17 protein-coding genes and 1 pseudogene are annotated in these 19,178 nt (G+C 71.7%); 6 read left to right on the forward strand and 12 right to left on the reverse strand.

From position 1 onward, the window contains the following. Both ACGFSA_RS22305 and ACGFSA_RS22310 read left to right on the forward strand, forming a co-directional pair. Complete coding sequence (locus tag ACGFSA_RS22305; protein ID WP_393306752.1) at positions 1–354, forward strand: GNAT family N-acetyltransferase; 354 nt, start codon at positions 1–3, stop codon at positions 352–354. After that, on the forward strand, positions 354–992 hold the full coding sequence (locus ACGFSA_RS22310; RefSeq protein WP_393306755.1) for an aspartate/glutamate racemase family protein: 639 nt from the start codon (positions 354–356) through the stop codon (positions 990–992). The genes ACGFSA_RS22305 and ACGFSA_RS22310 overlap by 1 nt, the downstream gene beginning before the upstream one ends. A gap of 346 nt (positions 993–1,338) precedes the next feature. Here the strand turns inward: ACGFSA_RS22310 and ACGFSA_RS22315 are convergent, their stop codons facing one another. Next, entirely contained in the window at positions 1,339–2,721 is a 1,383-nt protein-coding gene (locus ACGFSA_RS22315) for a diaminopimelate decarboxylase (RefSeq protein ID WP_393306757.1), read from the reverse strand. A gap of 106 nt (positions 2,722–2,827) precedes the next feature. Beyond that, positions 2,828–4,474, reverse strand: coding sequence for a PucR family transcriptional regulator (locus ACGFSA_RS22320; RefSeq protein WP_393306759.1), 1,647 nt, complete (start codon positions 4,472–4,474; stop codon positions 2,828–2,830). A gap of 256 nt (positions 4,475–4,730) precedes the next feature. Here ACGFSA_RS22320 and ACGFSA_RS22325 point away from each other — a divergent pair, with 256 nt between their 5' ends. Further along, positions 4,731–6,140: a M64 family metallopeptidase gene (locus ACGFSA_RS22325; RefSeq protein WP_393306761.1), complete on the forward strand. Its 1,410-nt coding sequence runs from the start codon at positions 4,731–4,733 to the stop codon at positions 6,138–6,140. 28 nt (positions 6,141–6,168) lie between these two features. Here the strand turns inward: ACGFSA_RS22325 and ACGFSA_RS22330 are convergent, their stop codons facing one another. The 4 genes from ACGFSA_RS22330 to ACGFSA_RS22345 form a co-directional block, all read right to left on the reverse strand. Further along, positions 6,169–6,966 carry a family 1 encapsulin nanocompartment shell protein gene (locus ACGFSA_RS22330; RefSeq protein WP_393306763.1) on the reverse strand — a complete coding sequence of 266 codons (798 nt, stop codon included), beginning with the start codon at positions 6,964–6,966 and terminating at the stop codon, positions 6,169–6,171. After that, complete coding sequence (locus ACGFSA_RS22335; RefSeq protein WP_393306765.1) at positions 6,966–8,039, reverse strand: Dyp-type peroxidase; 1,074 nt, start codon at positions 8,037–8,039, stop codon at positions 6,966–6,968. Before ACGFSA_RS22335 ends, ACGFSA_RS22330 begins: the two co-directional genes overlap by 1 nt. A gap of 144 nt (positions 8,040–8,183) precedes the next feature. Beyond that, positions 8,184–9,626 carry an NADP-dependent phosphogluconate dehydrogenase gene (gene gndA, locus ACGFSA_RS22340; RefSeq protein ID WP_393306767.1) on the reverse strand — a complete coding sequence of 481 codons (1,443 nt, stop codon included), beginning with the start codon at positions 9,624–9,626 and terminating at the stop codon, positions 8,184–8,186. A gap of 118 nt (positions 9,627–9,744) precedes the next feature. After that, on the reverse strand, positions 9,745–11,004 hold the full coding sequence (locus tag ACGFSA_RS22345; RefSeq protein WP_393306769.1) for a DMT family transporter: 1,260 nt from the start codon (positions 11,002–11,004) through the stop codon (positions 9,745–9,747). A 209-nt stretch (positions 11,005–11,213) separates the two neighbouring features. On the opposite strand from ACGFSA_RS22345, the gene ACGFSA_RS22350 reads away from it, so the two are divergent. The 3 genes from ACGFSA_RS22350 (at position 11,214) to ACGFSA_RS22360 (ending at position 14,187) form a co-directional block, all read left to right on the forward strand. Continuing rightward, positions 11,214–11,948 carry a (2Fe-2S)-binding protein gene (locus ACGFSA_RS22350; RefSeq protein WP_393306772.1) on the forward strand — a complete coding sequence of 245 codons (735 nt, stop codon included), beginning with the start codon at positions 11,214–11,216 and terminating at the stop codon, positions 11,946–11,948. Positions 11,949–12,252: 304 nt separating this feature from the next. Next, on the forward strand, positions 12,253–13,737 hold the full coding sequence (locus ACGFSA_RS22355; RefSeq protein ID WP_393306774.1) for an SDR family NAD(P)-dependent oxidoreductase: 1,485 nt from the start codon (positions 12,253–12,255) through the stop codon (positions 13,735–13,737). Positions 13,738–14,013: 276 nt separating this feature from the next. Continuing rightward, positions 14,014–14,187: a hypothetical protein gene (locus ACGFSA_RS22360; protein WP_266978285.1), complete on the forward strand. Its 174-nt coding sequence runs from the start codon at positions 14,014–14,016 to the stop codon at positions 14,185–14,187. A gap of 152 nt (positions 14,188–14,339) precedes the next feature. Here ACGFSA_RS22360 and ACGFSA_RS22365 read toward each other — a convergent pair whose 3' ends face one another. The 6 genes and pseudogenes from ACGFSA_RS22365 to ACGFSA_RS22390 form a co-directional block, all read right to left on the reverse strand. Beyond that, on the reverse strand, positions 14,340–15,776 hold the full coding sequence (locus ACGFSA_RS22365) for a lipase maturation factor family protein (protein ID WP_393306776.1): 1,437 nt from the start codon (positions 15,774–15,776) through the stop codon (positions 14,340–14,342). A gap of 37 nt (positions 15,777–15,813) precedes the next feature. Next, complete coding sequence (locus tag ACGFSA_RS22370; protein ID WP_393306778.1) at positions 15,814–16,323, reverse strand: DUF1990 family protein; 510 nt, start codon at positions 16,321–16,323, stop codon at positions 15,814–15,816. Continuing rightward, positions 16,320–16,628: pseudogene (locus ACGFSA_RS22375) on the reverse strand (YndJ family transporter); the annotation flags it as partial. The gene ACGFSA_RS22370 and the pseudogene ACGFSA_RS22375, both read right to left, overlap by 4 nt. After that, complete coding sequence (locus ACGFSA_RS22380) at positions 16,622–16,771, reverse strand: hypothetical protein (protein WP_393306780.1); 150 nt, start codon at positions 16,769–16,771, stop codon at positions 16,622–16,624. The pseudogene ACGFSA_RS22375 and the gene ACGFSA_RS22380, both read right to left, overlap by 7 nt. Before the next feature lie 148 nt (positions 16,772–16,919). After that, entirely contained in the window at positions 16,920–18,344 is a 1,425-nt protein-coding gene (locus tag ACGFSA_RS22385; protein WP_393306782.1) for a sensor histidine kinase, read from the reverse strand. Then, entirely contained in the window at positions 18,341–19,075 is a 735-nt protein-coding gene (locus ACGFSA_RS22390; protein ID WP_393306784.1) for a response regulator transcription factor, read from the reverse strand. Before ACGFSA_RS22390 ends, ACGFSA_RS22385 begins: the two co-directional genes overlap by 4 nt. Positions 19,076–19,178: the final 103 nt, after the last annotated feature.

A 19,178-nucleotide genomic window follows, 5' to 3' on the forward strand; every position in this document is an offset into this window, starting at 1 on the left:
ATGGCGGAGAACACCGCGCTCGAATTCTTCGACGACCGGGAGAACGGCAATCTGCTCGGCTTCGTCGACAACGTGGCCGCCGGAGGCATCGCGTACTTCGTGATGGACGGCGCCCCCGCGGCACTCGTCGCCGTGCACACCGTCGTCGAACCGGAGCACCAGGGCAAGGGCTACGCCGGAGCCCTGGTCCAGGAGTTCTACGCCATGGCGGACCGCGAGGGCGTTCCTGTCGTCCTGCTCTGCCCGTACGCGGCGAAGTGGGCCCAGAACCACCCCGACCAGGCCCCCGTGGCCCCGGCCGAGCTGGCGGAGCGGGCGAAGGAACAGCTGAAGATCCACCCGGAGCTGTCCTGATGCCCGGGACGCTCGCGCTTCTGCACACGTCCCCGGCCCACGTCCCGGTCTTCGAGGCGCTGCGCGACGCCGATCACCCCGGTCTCGCCCTGCGCCACCTCGTGGACGAGGATCTGCTTGCCCGGGCCCGGGACGCGGGGCCCGAAGCGGTGCAGGGGGAGATCCAGGCCCTGCTCGCGGGCGCCGTCGCAGAAGGTGCGAGCGCCGTGCTCTGCACCTGTTCGACGATCGGCGAGGTTGCCGAGTCCGCCGCGGCGGCGCTCGGCATCCCTGTCCTGCGGGTCGACCGGCCGATGGCGGCAGACGCCGTCGGCCGAGGCCGTGGCCGCGTCGTCGTACTTGCCGCGCTTGCGGACACCCTGGCACCGACCCTGGCCCTGCTGGCCGAGGAGGCGGGTGATCGGGCCGCGGACATCCGTACGGTCCTGGTCGAGGGGGCATGGGCGCGGTTCGAAGCCGGCGACCGCGACGGCTATCTGGAGCTGGTGGCCGCTGCCGCCGACCGGGTGACGGACGCCGATGTGATCGTGCTGGCCCAGGCGTCCATGGCCGATGCCGTCACCCGGACGGTCACGCGGATTCCGGTCCTCTCCAGTCCCCGGCCCGGGCTTGCTGCCGCGGCCGTGGCAGCGCACTGAGCCGCCGTACGGGTTCTCGTCCGGTGGCACGGAACCCGTACGTATGCTCTCGGCAGGCGCGGACAGCTGCTCCGGGAGACGGTGGACAGGAGATCCGCCCGCACTTTTGGAGCCCGAGATGACCAACCCGTATCCCGACCCCGTGCAGCCCGCGCCGACGCCCGGACCTCCGCCCGGACCGCCCTCGCCGCTGCCGGAGCCGACACCCGCCCCGCCCGTACCCGGTCCGGTGCCGCCCGGTCCTTCGCCGGACCCGATTCCCCAGCCGCCGTCGCCCAACCCCGAACCGGTGCCGGAGCCGGAGCCCACACCCCACCCCGCCGGATGACGAGTCAGGGCCGGACGGCTACTCCGTGTGCCGGGGGCCGATTCCGAGGAGGGAGTCGGCGTGTCCCGCCCCGCTCTCCTCGGCGATCGACTCCAGCGACTGGGCGTCACGCACCGGCGCGAATCGAACGGCCTCCTCGCCCGAGCTGTCGCTCCCGGCGCCGACCGTGCTGAACCCGTATACGGCGGGCCTCGGCAGACTGTTGTAGGACCAGGGGGTCGAGAAGTAGTACGCGCCGGTGTCGTACAGCACCACGAAGTCGCCCTCCCGCAGCTCCGGCAGTTCCCGGGCGTGCGCCACGACGTCCCCGGCGAAACAGCACGGTCCCGCGATGTCCTGGACCAGCGGCGGACCGTCCTTGGGGCGCCCCTCGGCGTCGAACGCCCCGACCCGCAGCGGCCAGGACTCGGGCATGAAAACGGTACGGGTGGCGACCTGCGCGCCCGCGTGAGTGAGCGCGATACGGCGGGAGCCCGCGTCCTTCGTGTACTCCACCAGCGCCCCGATGAAGCCGTTCTTCGCGAGCAGCGACCGGCCGAACTCCGTGACCAGCCCGTACCGGCCGTCGAAGAGCCCCGGCGCCGCTTCGCGCAGCGCCGCCACATAGGCGGAAAAGGTGGGCCGTACGGAGTCGTCCTCGAAGTTGACCGGCAGTCCGCCGCCGAGGTCGATGCTGGTGATCTGCCGGGCACCGAGGGTCTCGTTGATCTCCTCGGCGAGTCGGTACGTCTCCGCGACCCCGGTCGCGATCAGCTCCAACGAACAGCCCTGGGAGCCGACATGGGCATGCAGCCGGGTCAGCCAGGAGTGCTCGGCGAACGCCCGGACGACACTCTCGCGCGCGCCGGGATCGTGCAGCGCCACGCCGAACTTGGAGGTCGGCGTCGCGGTGCTCATCGCGCTGATGGAGCCTCCGCCCACCTGTGGGTTGATGCGCAGTCCGATGACGGAGACCGAGCTCCGGGGCCGCAGCGAGGCGATGCGCCGCACCTCGTCGAGGCTGTCGGCATTGAGTGCCACACCGAGCGCGAGCGCCTGACGGATCTCGTCGCGCGTCTTGGCGGGGGAGTCGAGGACGATCGTCGAGGGTGCGAATCCGGCGTCGAGGGCGAGCCTCAGCTCACCGGGGCTGGCGACCTCGCATCCCATGCCGCAGTCGGCGAGCAGCCTCAGCACGGGGACGAGGGCCGCGGCCTTGGTGGCGAAGGTGTGCAGCACGGTGGCGGGCGTGTCGGTGAACGCGCCATGGAGGGCGGCGACCGAGTCGCGCACCCCGTCGGTGTCGATGAACCCGGCGACGGGACGGCCCTCGCCGAGCAGCCCGGTGCCGACGGCGTGGCGGACCGCGGCGGCGACACGCGCGGAGGACGAAGGGCCCGGAGCGGGTGTGGTGAGAGGCATACGGCGAGAGTCGGTGATGGGAGCCCCGCAGGTCTCTGTCGAGCAGAACAGGATCGGCGCCGGACCTTGGCCGCAGGGCCAACGACCGTACGAATCAGGGACAAATCTAGCCGCTCAGCCGGACGGCGAGGGTGATGAGCAGCCGGGTGTCGGGGTCGTCGAGATCGACGCCGTACCGCTCCCGGGCGCGGCGCAGCCGGTACCGCAGCGTGTTGGGGTGCAGGACGAGCTGCCGGGCGGCCCGGCCGACGTCGCCCGACGTGTCGAAGTAGGCGGCAAGTGAGCGGACCAGCTCGCCCCCGGTCGCCAGGTCGGACCGTACGAGTTCGTGCACCGGCCCGCTGCCCGCTTCCCAGACCGGCCGTACGGCGTCCAGGACCCGCAGGACGTCCAGGGAGGGACCGACCTCGGCCGCCCCGGCGTACCGCAGGGGCTCAGGCTCCCCGCCGCGCGCGGCGCGGTTGCGCAGCACCCGTACGACCAGCGTCGCCTCCTCGCAGGAGGCGGCGGCCCGGAGGGCGGTGGGCGCGACGGGACCCGCACCGACCCGGACCGGCGCGGAGCCGCGCATCGACACGGCGAGTGCGTCCAACTCGCGTGCAAGGCCGAGCACTTCCGTGTCCCGGCCGCGCTCGACGGGCAGCAGCACCAGCAGCCGGTCCCCGTCGCGCAGCACGCGTGCCGAGGGGCGGTACGAGGATGCGTGCAGGGCGAGTACATCGAGGACGCGGTCGGCCGACGGCCCTGCCGCGCCGTCGCGTTCGGCCACCAGGACCGCGCACGGCGCGTCCGGTGGCAGCCCCAGCGACCAGGCGTGGGTGCGCCGGTCCCCATGCCCGTACAGCAGACCGCGCAGCGCATGGTTCCTCCGGCGCACGGCCCCGTTCGCGCGCAGCCGGTGCTGCACCAGGTGGGGGGCGGCGAGCTCCGCTCCGCGCCGCAGCGCATCCGTTGCCTGCGCGGAGAGCGCGCGCCCGTCCGTGGCCGCCCAGATGGAGCCGAGGACTTCGGAGCCGCTGCGGACCGCGATGATCAGGCGCTCCGGGCTGTCGCCTTCGGCGGCCCGGTGGATGACGTCCCGGGAGGTCCACAGGGCACGGAGGATTCCGCTGCGCCGGAGTTCGGCGACGCGCCACTCGGGAACCCTGCCGCCGAGAATCGTGGACCGGCGGACCCCGTCGGCCTCGGGGCGGGTGGCGGAGTGGGCCAGCACCCGGAAACGGGTGTCCTCGATGGTGATGGAGCCCCCGGTGTTCTCGGCGATGGCCGAGGCGAGGGCTGCCAGCCCGCCGGCTGAGGTGTCCGCCGTGACGGCCGTGTCCCCGGTACGGCCCGTCGCGGCGTAGGAGAGCGCGGAACGCAGCAGGGTCGCGGTGTCGGTCCAGTCGGCCCAGGCCGCACGGGCGAGCAGGGCGATGCCCGACTCCTCGGCGGCGGCCAGTACTTCGGGCGCCGCGGGCACCCCCTCCGTATCGCGGAGCACCACGGCGCAGGCGCCGCGCCGGGCGGCCTCACGGACCGGGCCCGCCGCATCGGCGGAGGAGACCGGCGGGCCGACGGCCAGCACGATGCGCTGGTCGAGTGGCTGCGCCGGCCCTTCGTCACCGACGGCCACACCGCGGACGCCGACGACGTGGTCGGCGGGCGCGAGCAACAGACGGAGTGTGCCGCCGTCGTCGAACGCCAGGATCTCGCGGAGCGTGACCCCGGATCGCGGCTCCCGCTCCGGCTCGGGCACGTCGCGCCTCGTCATGGGAGCCGAGCATACGAGCGACCGGCCGATGGCGGGAGAACGCCCGGTGTCCGGTCGGCGAGGGAGGCGCCCGATCCGGGCTCCCTGAGGGGCGGTTGCCCGGATCCGATCGCCGGTCAACCGGCTTCCGGGTCTTGTTCCGCGCTTCTCCCACCCCTAGGTTAAGCGTCGAGCTAAGTCGATTTAATTTTCCGATAAGCGGCTGGTCGCGTCGTTGCGCGTCCGCTCGAAGTCGGAGCCCCTCAAGGAGTTGTACATGCGCATACGCCCGGCCACGCGCCGAACCACCGGATCGGCGGCGGCTCTTGCCGTCGCCGGCCTGCTGGCAGCGGCCGCCGCCGCTGCCGCCCCCGCGGCGGCCGCCCCGACCGGGGGCGACGGCAGGGGCAGCCATCGCGTCGAGTACTTCGCGGAACCGGGAGGCGCCGGGAAGACCGTCGAGGTCCCGGCCACCGCGCCCAGGAAGAGCGGCCGCAGCGCGGGCGCGTCCCTGAGCGCCGCCGAGGCCGCGCTTGACGGTGCGGTCGGCAGGCAGCAGGTGACCGGCTCGACCGACGACCGGCTCGACGTCGTGATCATCGGTGACGGCTACACGGCCGACCAGCAGGCCGATTTCCACGCGGATGCCACCGCCAAGTGGGCCGACATCACCGCCATCGAGCCGTACCGGAGCTACCGGAACCTGTTCAACGTCTGGACCGTCGACGCCGTCTCCAACGAGTCCGGCATCAGCGGCGACCCCGGCGCCGGCATCGTCAAGGACACCGCGCTCTCCAGCTACTTCTGGTGCGGGGACATCGAGCGCCTCGTCTGTGCCGACATCGACAAGGTGGCCTCGTACGCGGCCGAGGCGCCCGCCGCCGACCTCGTCGTCGTCATCGCCAACTCCACCAAATACGGCGGCGCGGGCTACTCCGGTATGCAGGCCGAGGGCTACCCCTTCGGCGGCGTGTCCACGCTCTCCTCCGACAACTCCAGGTCGAGCATGATCGCCGTTCATGAGATAGGCCACTCGGTGGGCCTCCTGGACGACGAGTACACGTACCCCTCTTTCGGCACCTGGACCGGCGGCGAGACCGACGGACCCAACTCCACCACGTACACCCCCGCGCAGCTCGCCGAGAAGCGCGCCAAGTGGTATCGCTGGCTGGGCGAGAGCGACCCGACGGGCTCGACGGTCGGCACGTACGAAGGCAGCGCCTACTTTCCGCTCGGCATCTACCGGCCGACCTCGACCTCGCTCATGCGTGAGCTGTCGAGCACCGAGTTCAACCTGCCGGGACGCGAGGCGATGATCGCCGGGTTCTACCGTGCGGGCAACGCACTGAGCAGCACCCTCGACACGGGCGCCGCGATCACGCACGGCAAGCGGATCCGGGTCACCCTCGCCGGCCTGGGAAGCGCCGGTGGCGACGGACACGGGTCCGGCCCGGCGGCCGGTCTCGCGCGGACGGATCTGCGCTGGTACGTCGACGGTGTCGAGCAGGTCTCCGCCCGCGGCCGAACCGCCGTCACCCCGGCCTCGCTCGGCGTGCGCGCGGACGGCCGCGGCCACCGGGTGACCGCCGAGGCCGTGGACCGTACGGACGCCATCCGCGACCCCGCGGTCCGCGCCCTGGCCACCGACACGCTCACCTGGACCGTCGAGGCGGCCGGGCACCGGTAGGCAGCACCCGGGGACCCGGCCCCGGCCGTCAGGCGATGATCGGGACCACGGCTTCCGGCGTCAGCATCCGGAACGTGAACGACTGGTGGAAGTAGAGCCGGATGTGCGTCGAGTCGTGGTCCCGATAGCCGATGGACAGATCCTGGCCCAGGCACAGTTCGAAGTCGCCGCCGCGGGTGGACAGCAGCACACCGCCTGCGACGGCGGGCGCCCAGAGGATCTGGTCGTCCAGCAGCCGGGCGAGATGCGTGGACACCGGATAGCCGTGGTCGGACGTCTCGGTCGCCTCGGTGAACGCGTCGGCGCCGAGCAGCAGCCGGTACGGCCCGTCCACACCGGCCAGCCGCAGTTGGGTCAGCGCCTGGCTCACCGTGGCCGGATAGTCGCGCGCATCGGCGGGCAGCGGCAGCGGAGTGTGCGAGGAACCGTTGCGCAGACCGGTGATCCCGGCCGCCGCGTATCCGTCGATGACGGCCATGTCCTCGGCGAACGCACAGGTCCGGGCGGCGTCCTTGACGGGCTGCCAGTCACTGTCGGCGGAGCCGCGCTCGACATCGTCCACGGCCGCCCGCGTCACCGTGAACGGCACCCGCCACTCGATCACCGGCACCGAGGTACGGGCCTGGGCGATGACATCCGGCGTCGGCGGGTCGATGTCCCGCACATGCCCGTCACCGACCGCCGAGAACGACGGTCCCTCCGGATCCGTCACATCGACGACGCGACGGCTTGCCAGATGGCGGCTGAAGGTGCGCCGGGCCTCCTCCTCGATCTGGTCCCAGGCGGCTTCCGTGACGGGGGCGAGTTCGCGGTGGAGGTTGTTCATCACTGGGCGCTTTCTTGCAGGCTGCCGATATGCAGCGAACCGTCCCGCGCATCCGCCGGAACCGTGATCTGAGCAACCGGCGCGGAAGCCGGCTGCGACAGGGATTCGGTTCCGGACAGGACGGGGGACGGCGGCGGGGCGTCGAAGAAGTCGGCGCTGGGGGCATGGAAGAGGGTGCCGGTGACGGCGGTCGAGAAGTCGAGAATGCGGTCGTACGTGCCCGGCGGATTTCCGAGGAACATATTGCGGAGCATCTGTTCGGTCACGTCCGGATCGGCGGCATAACCGATGAAGTACGTGCCGAACTCGCCCTGTTCGAAACTGCCGAACGGCATGTTGGCACGCAGGATCTCGCGCGCGGTGCCGTCCGGCGCGGTGAGGGTGTTCAACGCGACATGGGAGTTATGGGGTTTGACGGCGTCGGGCAGCTCGACGTCGTCCAGCTTGGTGCGGCCGATGACACGCTCCTGCTCCTCCGTGCTCAGCGTGTTCCAGGACGCCAGATCGTGCAGATACTTCTGCACGATGACATAGCTGCCACCTGCGAAGGCGGGGTCGGCTGCGGAGCCCACGAGCGCCGCCGTCCGCGCATCGGCGCCGATCGGGTTCTCCGTCCCGTCGACGAAACCGAGCAGGTCCCGGTGGTCGAAGTACCGGAACCCCTGCGTCTCGTCGACGACCGTCACCGCCCCGCCGAGCCGGTCGAGCAGTCGGGCGGCCCACTCGTAACACACGTCCATCTGCTCGCCCCGGATGTGGAACAGCAGATCGCCCGGGGTGGCGGGGGCGTGGTGGCGCGCGCCGTGCAGCTCCCGGAACGGATGGAGCGAGGCCGGCCGGGGCCCCGCGAACAGCCGGTCCCAGGCGTCCGAGCCGAACCCGGTCACACAGGCCAGTCCGGCGTCCGGCATCCGGAAGTCGATGGAACGGGCGAACGCCGCAAGGTCCGGCAGCACCTCGCGTACGGCGCTCTCACCACCGGGTTCGATCGTGGCGACCAGGATCAGGGCGGCGGTGGTCAGCGGCGCGACGACGGGCTGGGCGGCGGCCGGGTCCGGGACGGCGTCGGGCATGCGGCGGCTCCGAGTGGGTGGTGGCGACAGCTCGGCCGGGGCATCCCGGTGGTGCGGGACGCCGACGGTACTCGCTGCTACTTACGCATACGTGCGGCCCCGCGGCATCCCGCGGTGACCCGACCGGGCGACCGGCCGCCCCCGTCAGCCGGTGGAGACCTCCGACCGGTCGCCGCCCCAGAGCGTGTGGAACGAGCCGTCACGGTCGGTACGCCGATAGGTGTGCGCTCCGAAGAAGTCCCGCTGCCCCTGTGTGAGCGCCGCGGGCAGCCGGCCGGCACGCACCCCGTCGTAGTACGAGAGCGCGGCGGCGAACCCGGGGGTCGGCACCCCTTGGCGCATCGCCTCGGCGACCACCGTCCGCCAGTCGTCCTGCGCCGCACCGATCTCGGCGGCGAACTGCTGGTCGGAGAGGAGACTCACCAGGCCGGGACGCGCGTCGTACGCCGCGCGGATCCGGTCCAGGAATGCGGCCCGGATGATGCATCCGGCCCGCCAGATCGCCGCCACCCCACCGAGACCGATGTTCCAGTCGTACGCCTCGCTGCCCGCCCGGATCTGGTGGAACCCCTGCGTGTAGGAGACGATCTTGGAGGCGTACAGCGCCTGTTCGACCTGGTCGGCGAAGGCTGCCGCCCCTGCCCCGGTGAGGGGGACGGCCGACGGACCCGGCAACTCCCGTGCGGCCTCCCGGAGATCCGCGTGGCCCGACAGGGAACGGGCGAACACCGCCTCCGCGATACCGGAGACCGGCACCCCCAGATCCAGCGCGATCTGCACCGTCCAGCGGCCCGTTCCCTTCTGCTCGGCGCGGTCCTGCACGATGTCGACGAAGGGCTTGCCCGTCGCCTCGTCCGTATGGGCGAGGACCTCGGCGGTGATCTCGATCAGATACGAGTCGAGGCGGCCGGTGTTCCAGCTGCGGAATGTCTCGGCGATCTGCGCGGGGGAGTAGCCGGCCACTCGGCGCAGCAGGTCGTACGCCTCCGCGATCAGCTGCATGTCCGCGTACTCGATGCCGTTGTGGACCATCTTCACGAAATGCCCGGCGCCGTCGGGGCCGATGTGCGTGGTGCACGGGGTGCCGTCCTTCGCCTTTGCGGCGATCCTCTCCAGCAGCGGCCCCAGGGATTCGTACGACCGGGTGGAGCCGCCCGGCATGACGCTCGGCCCGTTCAGCGCCCCCTCCTCGCCGCCCGAGATACCGACACCGACGAAGTGGATCCCGCGCTCCCGCAGCTCCTTCTCGCGGCGGCGAGTGTCCTCGAAGTGGGCATTGCCGCCGTCGATGATGACGTCGCCCTCCTCGAGCAGCGGGGCGAACTCCTGGATCACGGCGTCGGTCGGATCGCCCGCCTTCACCATGATGACCAGCCGGCGCGGCCGCTCCAGCGCCGCCACGAACTCCTCGGGTGTGCGTGCGGCGACGAAGGTGCCCTCGTCGCCGAACTCCTTGACCAGGGCATCGGTCTTTGCGGTCGTACGATTGTGCACCGCGACCGTAAAGCCGTTGCGGGCGAAGTTCCGGGCGAGATTGCGGCCCATCACCGCAAGTCCAGTGACGCCGATCTGCGCAGTGCCGCTCATCTGTGTGCTCCTGCAATCTGTCGAGGATGCCGGATGACCAGTATGGATACGGGAAGCGGGCACGGCCTGTTCACCCCGCCGCGCTCCGTTCGCGCCACCGCAGCAGAAACGCCCGTACCTACCTCAGAGCGGGCGGCGTCAGCGTCTGAACGCTGCCGGGCGGTTGCGCGGAGTCATCGGGCTCGGCGGCCGACAGGGCACGTCGTCCCGAACCGGTGCGCGGCAGCGGCGCGGGGTCGAACCCCACCCGACCCGCCCGACGACTCCTCAGCGTCACCGGCACCGTCACCGGCGACGGGAGCAGCGTTGGAATCGAGTCGGCAGCGGCCGAGCCGGACACGGCGGGCGCGCCCCGGGCAGGCTCCGCCTGGGGCTGATGCCCGGCGGGTGCCCCCGCGAACTCCACCGCACCGGCGGACTTCACCGCAGCAGCGGACTCGGCGGCACTCTCCGCGCCCTCCGGGGCACCTTCCATGTCCTCCAGGGCAACCCCGGCATCCACCTCCGACACATCCGCGCCGATACCCCGGACCCGCTGCTTCTCGCGCTGCTCCGCGCTCATCCGCTCCGTGGTCAGCAGGATCAGCCCGCCCGCGGCCACCACGCCGCACGTGAGCGCCAGCACCGTGCCCTCCGTGCCGTGCCGGAACTCCTCGCCGAACAGCGTGATGCCGACCGCCGCCGCGATCACCGGGTTCACGACCGTCACCGTCGCGAGCGGAGCGGTGAGGCCGGCGCCCCGGTACGCGGCCTGGGCCAGCAGCAGCCCGGCCCCTGCCAGCGCCGCGATCACCAGGAGCGAGGGCAGTCCCGCGCCCACGGCACCCGACGTCCACTCCATCGCCACCGTCTTCGTGAACACGGAGGCGATACCGAACGCGACACCCGCCGCCCCGGCCAGCACCACACTCCGTACCACCGGCTTCCGCACGCCCTTCGAGACCACGAGGAGCAGCGCCGTCGCACCGAACGTCACGGTCGCGAGCATGAACTGCTCCGGCCCGTCCAGCGTGTGCGACTCGCTGCTGCCGGTGAGCGCGAGCAGACCCGCCAGACCGGCCGTCGCCATGATCGCGCCGCGCCAGGCAGTCGCCCCGGCCCGGCGGCGTACGAAGAGGGCAGCCATCGGCAGGGCGAAGACGATCGTCAGCGCACCGAGCGGCTGCACCAGGCTGAGCGGTCCGTACGCCAGTGCCAGCACGTGCAGCACCGCACCCACACCGTTCAACGCCACCGCCACCCACCACACGCGGTTGCGCAGAGGGGTGAGCGAGCGGCCGTCTCCGGCCGCGGCGACGCGCTCCTGGACGATTGCCCCGGCCGCGTACGCGACCGCGGAGACCAGTGACAGCAGCACCGACAGTGCGAGGAAACTCATGTGCACCACGATGGCCCTTCAAAGCCGCCGGGTCGTCGTCCTTGAGACTGCGATCCGACGTACTGCTTTGGTAGTACGGCAGTGGTCCGCGTGTCCTCCTCCCGACGGTAGTCCTACCCCGACGGGCCTCAGGACGATCATCCCGCAGCGATACGGTGAACGGCGAGCCGCGGTACCCGGGATGCCCGCGATGTCACCAGGAGTGATCGATGGAACCCGCGCAGGAGCAGCGCTTGGAACAGGCGGACGCGGCCTCGGTGGGCGGCTTCTTCGCCCTGCGCAGCACACCGGTGCCCGGTGGCGCACACCGCCCGCTGGCCCGGCTGTACGCGGGGGAGACGGCATCGCTCACAACCCGTATCGACGCGGTCGCCGCCGCGCTCCGTACCCCGGAGCGCAGAGTGGCCGCGTCCGTCGCTCACCTGGGCCTGGCCGCCCGTCTCTGGTCGACCGCCCTGGGGTCGGCGGCCATCGGGGGCCGCTTCCCCGATCTGTCCCCCGGCACGCTCCACTGGGACCCGCAGCGCCCCGCCCCCGACGACCTGTGGCACGAGCCGGTCGCCACGCTGCCCGGCACCGCGGACCGGATCCGCGAGGTCGTCCAGTTCGGCCATCTCGTACCCCTGGCGGAGGCGATCCGCCAGGACGGACACCTCGCTCCGCGGCTGCTCTGGGGCAACGCCGGATCGGCCCTGGCCGGAGCGCTCCGCGAACTGATCGCCTGGGCACGGACGTACCACCGCCCGGACGTCGCGCAACGGGCCCGCGCCCTGGTCGCCGAACTCTTCGACCACCCGGATCTGCGCACCACCGGCTCCCCGCACACCCCCGCGTTCCGCAGACACAGCTGCTGCCTCTACTACCGGTGCCCGGGCGGGGGCCTCTGCGGGGACTGCGTCCTCGACCGCAAACCGGGACCCATTGCGGACTCCGCCCCCCGGTGATCGAAACACCGCGCGCCGACAGGCTCTGAGACGTGGTGACGGCGGCGCGGGCAGTCACGACCCCTCGACCGGCTCCGCCCGCGACGCGTCGGGCGCGGCCCGCTGCGCCGCCCTGCGCACCCGGATGGAGCAGCGCGGCGGACATGGCAGACTTGAGCGGGGCGTTCGGCCCGAAGTGCGGCGGCTTCGCGCGAGCCCGCAGCCGGGCCTCAGCCCCGTGGACACCAGTCTTCGTGAGCCCGCTGCGGCAATGCGCCGGGGCCCGCCGAGAGATCCCGGCGGCATGACTGACAGAGGAACGGCAATGACGGTGACAGAGGACGGCGCGGAGTTCGCTCCCGGTATCGAGGAGTTCGGTCCCGGTATCGACCCGGAGCGGCTGGCCGTCTGCCTGAGCGTGCTCGACGAACTCGACACCATCGAGGTCGACCACCCCGACGCCATCGCCGTGCGCCGCGCCACCGCCGGTATCTACCGGACCGTGAAGCAGCGCCGTCGTCAGGACCGCCGGGCCGCCAAGACCGCGCACGACAAGGCTGTCACCGAGGCCACCGCCACCGGCTCGGCCGACCGCATCGACGACGAGACCCAGGGTGTCCTGCCGTCCTCCTCGGCCAGTGCCGAGATCGCCGGGATACTCCAGCGGCCCCGCTCCTGCTACATCTGCAAGACCCGGTACGTCGAGGTGGACGCCTTCTACCACCAGCTCTGCCAGCAGTGCGCCAGGGAGAACCGGGCCCGCCGCGACGCGCGGACCGACCTGACGGGACGCCGGGCGCTGCTCACCGGCGGCCGGGCCAAGATTGGCATGTACATTGCGCTGCGGCTGCTGCGTGACGGCGCGCACACCACCATCACCACCCGCTTCCCCAACGACGCGATCCGCCGCTTCAAGGCGATGCCGGACAGTGACGAGTGGATCCACCGGCTGAAGATCGTCGGCATCGACCTGCGGGACCCCGCCCAGGTCGTCGCGCTCGCCGACTCGGTCGCCGCCGAGGGACCGCTGGACATCCTGATCAACAACGCCGCGCAGACGGTTCGCCGCTCCCCGCAGGCGTACAGCGAACTGCTCGGCGCCGAGTCCGCACCGCTGCCCGCGGGTGAACTCCCCGCGGCCGAGGTCATCGGCACCTTCGGCAGCGGCTCGGTCGACCGCGTCGCCGCCCTGCCCGCCGCCCGCAAGGAGGGGCTGAGCGCGCAGGACGTCACTGAACTGGCCCTGGTCACCGGATCCGCCTCGCTGGAACGGATCGCTGCGGGCACCGCGATCGACGCGGGCGGTCTCGTACCGGACCTGCATCACACGAACAGCTGGATCCAGACGGTCGAAGAGGTCGAGCCGATCGAGCTGCTCGAGGTCCAGCTCTGCAACTCCACCGCGCCGTTCATCCTGATCAGCCGGCTCCGTCCCGCGATGGCCGCGACGGCAGCCAAGCGCGCCTATGTGGTCAACGTCTCCGCGATGGAGGGTGTGTTCAGTCGCGGCTACAAGGGCGCGGGCCACCCGCACACCAACATGGCCAAGGCGGCGCTGAACATGCTCACCCGCACCAGCGCCCAGGAGATGTTCGAGAAGGACGGCATCCTCATGACCGCCGTCGACACGGGCTGGATCACCGACGAGCGCCCGCACCCCGACAAGATCCGGCTGGCCGAGGAGGGCTTCCACGCCCCGCTCGACCTGGTCGACGGCGCTGCCCGGGTCTACGACCCGATCGTGCGCGGCGAAGCGGGCGAGGACCTGTTCGGCTGCTTCCTGAAGGACTACGCGCCGGCCGGTTGGTAGAGCGATCCGTCGTCCGAAAGTGACGGAGCGCACACGTTCCATCGAGCGCGAAAGCGCTCATTTGGTTAGGCTGAGGTGAATGGACGCCACCCGGGGATCCACAAAACTCCCCGGGCCGTCCTGGGACAGGCTTGTAACCAGGCCGCCGTTCCGCCCCATGCCCGGCGCCACCGCGACCGAACTGTTCCTGCCCCGCCCCACATGGGTGGTCGATTTCCGGTAATGAGACCGGAGTGTCGGCGACGCCCGGGGTTTCGCGACATAAAGGAGTGCGCGGTGACACCAGAACTGACGAAGCAAGAGAAGCGACCGGCCGAGCGACAGGGAGAGCGGGCCCGTCGGCCCGAGAAACTCCAGAACCTCGAGGTCTGGGCCAGATCCGCGCCGATCCGGCTGGCCGGCTACGAGGACGATCTTGCCGAGCCGCACATCCTGCCTGGCATCGACTGATCGACGGGCCCGGCTGCGCGCCCGCCCGACGTCCGCGACGCCCGTCAGCCAGGGAGCCCCGGCCTTCCGACACAACGGAGGTCCGGGGCTCCGGGGTGTCCCGGCAGGGTCACCGCACCGGGCGGAATCCAGGTACCCCGGGGCCCGGGTCCTCAAGGGGGCGTGGTCGGGCCGATGCGGGCGGGGGCGAGGAAAACCGGTCTGATGAATTCCCGCACATAGGTGCGGTGCCACCAGTTCCCGGTGGCACGCAGCTCGCGCCAGGTCGTGTACCGGTAGCGGTACACCCTGGCACGGATGTGCGTGGGCGGGGTGCCGGGGAAGGGGTTGTGGCGCAGCAGCCGCAGCGTGTCCCGGTCGTTCTCCAGCAGCCGTTCCAGGAACGGTCCGAACCAGGGATGGGCGTACGCGGGAGAGAGCGCCGCGAACCACATCAGCCAGTCCAGGCGCAGGTGATAGGGAGCGAACTGGCGCGGGAGTCTCCGCGGATCGCCCGGCTTGCCGCGGAAGCCGTACTCCTGCCAGACGGTGTCGGGGTGGAGCACCGTCTCGTCGGTGCCCTCGACCGCGATCTCCAGCCGGACCCGGCTGATGCTGCCGAACGCGCCGTACGTGTTGACGAGATGCAGCGGGTCGAACGAGCGGTTCATCACCTGGCGGCGGGAGATCAGATTGCGCGCCGGACGGTAGCTGAGGACGACCACCAGCGCGGTGACGGCGAGGACCAGCACCTCGTACCAGAGCGGCGGCGCCGACTGTGCGGGCTGCGCAGTGACCAGTGACCAGTCGACGGCGGACAGGGCGAGAGCGATGGTCACCCAGTTCAGCCAGGCGAAGTTCCCGGAGAGCACCAGCCACAGCTGGGTGACGATCATCAGCCCCGCGGCCGCACTCGCCACCGGCTGCGGGGTGAAGAGCAATATCGGGACGAGGAGTTGGGTGACATGGTTGGCCGCCACCTCCACCCGGTGGACCGGTCGGGGCAGCCGGTGGAAGAACCAGCTCAGTGGTCCCGGCATCGGCTGGGTCTCGTGGTGGAAATACAGGCAGGTCAGCTTGCGCCAGCACTCGTCGCCCCGGATCTTGATCAGCCCGGCGCCGAATTCGACCCGGAACAGCACCCAGCGCAGCAGCCACAGCACCAGCACTGGTGGAGCTGTGTCCGCGTTGCCGAGAAAGACGGCGAGGAAGCCCGTCTCCAGGAGCAACGACTCCCACCCGAAGCTGTACCAGACCTGGCCGACCTGGACGATCGACAGATACAACGCCCAGGGCAGCAACCACATCAGCATGGCGGCCCAGAGCGGAACGTACGAATCCACCCCGGCGATCAGCGCGACCGCGAGCGCGCAGCCGGTCCAGGCGACCACCGCGAAGAACCGGTCGGAGTAGTGGAGCCGGAAGAGACCGGGAGCGAAGCGCCAGTCCGTTCGCCGCAGGAACTCGGGCACGGGCAGCATGCCACGTTCGCCGATCAGCGCCCGGAACTGGAGGGCGGCGGCGAGAAACCCGGCCAGGTAGATGCAGGCGAGAGCCCGCTGGAAGATCAGCCGGCTGAGCCAGTAGCCATCTGCGGTGAACCACTCCATCACTTCCAGTATCGACGCTGCGGAGCGGCTGAGCGCTTCAGCCCTCCGACACGATCCGGCGCAGCGCGGTGCCGAGCCGGCGTGCGTACCACCGCTGGAGCACCGGCACGAGGGGTCCCGCCACCCTGCTGTACCAGCGTGCCGGACGAGAGAACGCCAGCACGGTGAACCACACCGTGCCGTCGTCCGCCAGGTCCACCACGAAGCACTCCTCGCCGCGCTCGGGGTGCTGGTGCCGGGTCCCGTACGCGAAGCCGATGCGCTCCTTCTCGTACGCGGTCCAGACGACTTCGCACGGCGCGGTGAACCGGAACGGACCGAACCCGATCGACACCCGCACGGAGGTTCCGGGCTCGGCGCGAGCCGTCGACGTCCGCACCCGGGCGCCGGAGGTGCGGTGCATGCGCCAGCCGGTGACGGCCGCGCCCGCCGTCTCGAAGTCGGCCCGGCCGCGGCCCACCGCGACGCGGTGGTGGAGATGGTGGTAGCCGTCGGGGAGCGGGCCGAGCCGGGTGGCCCCGACCTCCGGGTACGTGAGGGTGCTCATGACGTCCTGCCTTCGGGGTCGGTGAGAAATGGGTCGGTGCGGGTCGGGGCAGCACGGGCGGAGCCGGCGCCGTTTTGGAGCCTCCGCCGGGCGAGCACCGAGCAGAGCGCGAAGCCCAGCGCGTTGCCGAGGCCATGCGTGGCGGCCATCCGGGTCGGTGTGGGGTGCGGCAGCCCGGTCGCCTCACCGAGCGCCCATCTCGGCGCGAGCACCATCGCCACCACGAGGACGGCGGCCGAGGTGGCGAACAGCAGCCGGGTGACCCGGTCCGGCCCGCGGCCACGGACCGTGCGCCAGGTCAGCAGGAGAGGGAGACGGCGCCGGGTGCGGTGAAGAGCGGCCACAGGCGGCGGATCCGGTCGAGCTCGGACGCGCCGGTCAGACGCAGACCGGCGGGTACGACGACCAGCATGCCCGGCATCACGATCGTGTCGACCAGCACGGACATGCCGCACCCCCCGTCTTGAACGCGTTCAAGTAGCTTTCCGCGCCGACTCTAGGGGGTTTCCAGAACGCGTTCAAGACGACTGCGGCGTGTCCGTGGCGCCGTACGCCTACCTCGGCCAGGGACAGCGAGGGCGAGCGAGGATCCTGGGTCAGCGCGGGAGGGCCACCCGGAACGCCGTGTGTCCCGGCCGGCTCACGACATCGGCCGTGCCGCCGTGGGCGGTCACCACCGCGCGGACGATGGCCAGGCCGAGCCCGGTGCTGCCGGTGGCCCTTGCGCGACTGGGGTCGGTGCGGACGAAGCGCCCGAAGATCTCCGGCCGCAGCGCGTCGGGGATGCCCGGCCCGTTGTCCGTGACGGTCAGCCGGACCTCGGCGGCGTCCGCCCGGAGCCGCACCGTCACCTCCGTACTGTCCGGGGTGTGTACCCGGGCGTTGGCGAGGAGATTGCCGATCACCTGCTGGAGCCGGTGCGCGTCGCCGGTGACGGTCACGGGCTCCTCGGGGAGGTCGAGGAGCCAGCGGTGGCCGGGGCTCGCGGCCCGTGCGTCGTCGGTCGCGTCGAGCACGAGCAGGGTCAGATCGACCGGTTCGTGGTCGAGCGGACGCCCCGCGTCGAGGCGGGCGAGCAGCAGCAGATCGTCGACCAGGTGGCTCATTCGCCCGGACTCCGACTGGATACGTTCCAGGGCGTGCCGGACCCCGGCGGGCACGGGGCCGTGATGGCGCAGGGCGAGTTCGGCGTGGCCCCGGATGTTGGCGACGGGTGTGCGCAGCTCGTGGCTGGCGTCGGCGGCGAAGTGCCGCAGCCGTTCCTCGCTCGCCTGCCGCCGGGCGAGCGCGTCCCCGATGTGTCCGAGCATGCGGTTCAACGCGGTGCCGACCTGCCCGACCTCGGTACGAGGATCGGTGACGGGCAGCGGGTCGGGCATGGCGACCTCGCCGCCGGCCAGCGGCAGCCGGGCCACGCCGACCGCCTGCTCGGTGACGCGTCGCAGGGGGCGCAGGGAGACCCGTACCCACAGGGCCCCGGCCACCCCGGTGGCGAGCAGGGCCGCGCCGAACACGACCCCCTCGACCGCTTCGAGCCGGTGCAGGGTCTCTTCCACGGGGTGCAGCGGCACTCCGGTGATCAGCACGTCCCGGTCGTCGCCGGTGACGGCCGCGACCCGGTAGCCACCGAGCGCGGCGAGCCGTACGCTGCGGCCCTCCCCGTCGTCGGGCACAGCCGCGAGCGTGCGCCGGTCGTCGGCGGTCAACGGCACCGTGCGGACGTTCTGCTCATCGACCACGGCGGCCTGGGTCACCCGGCCGTTCTGCAGCCTTGCGCCGAAGGTGGAGTCGGCCTGGCCGCGCGAGTCGGGGCGGTTGTCGCCGTCCGGCGCGGCTTCGTGCTCCAGGCTGGCGGGGAACCTGCCGCCGGACGCGGTCAGCTGCTGGTCCAGGCGGCGCATCAGGAAGCCCTCGAGGGCGAAGACGGTGGTGAGTCCGACCGCGAGACATGCGGCGGCGAGCAGCAGAACGAGCCCGGCGGTGAGCTGCCCGCGCAGCGTGTGCGGCGGCGGCCGCCTCATGACGGATCCGGTTTCAGGACGTACCCTATTCCGCGCACCGTATGGATCATGGGAGCGCGGCCCGCGTCGATCTTCTTGCGGAGATAGCTGATGTACAGCTCGACGACATGGGCGCGGCCGCCGAAGTCGTATGCCCAGACCCGGTCGAGGATCTGCTCCTTGGACAGCACCCGGCGCGGATTGCGCATCAGGAAGCGCAGCAGCTCGAACTCGGTGCGGGACAGCTCGACGACGGCGCCGCCGCGCCGGACCTCCCTGGCCTCCTCGTCCATGGTGAGCTCGCCGACCGTCAGCCGGGGTCGGCCCGGCGCACCGGCCATCCCCGCCCGCCGCAGCAGCCCGCGCAGCCGGGCGAGGACCTCCTCCAGACTGAACGGCTTGGTCACGTAGTCGTCGCCGCCCGCCGTGATCCCGGCGATGCGGTCCTCCACCGCGTCGCGGGCGGTCAGGAACAGCACGCACACCTCACGGGCCTCACGGCGCAGCTCCCGCAGCACGCGCAACCCGTCCATGTCGGGCAGCATCCAGTCCAGCACGACGGCGTCCGGCCGGAACTCGCGCGCTGTGGCCAGGGCGGAGGCACCGTCCGCCGCGGTACGGACCTGCCAGCCCTCGCCGGCCAGTGCTCCGGCCAGTACCTCGGTCAGATCGGGTTCGTCGTCGACGACCAGCACCCGGACCGGGCCCCCGTCGGGGCGGTGCAGAGGCGGCTGTGCGCGGTGGTTTTCCATGTTCTGTCCAGCATCCCTCGGCGCGGACGGCGGCGAGCCGCCGGGGACCTGTGAGTTTCCTCTGAGTTGCCTCTGCATTCCCTACTGGAATCCCGGCGGACCC

Origin of the sequence: Streptomyces sp. NPDC048496 (assembly GCF_043200055.1) — a bacterium.
Classification (GTDB): Bacteria; Actinomycetota; Actinomycetes; order Streptomycetales; family Streptomycetaceae; genus Streptomyces.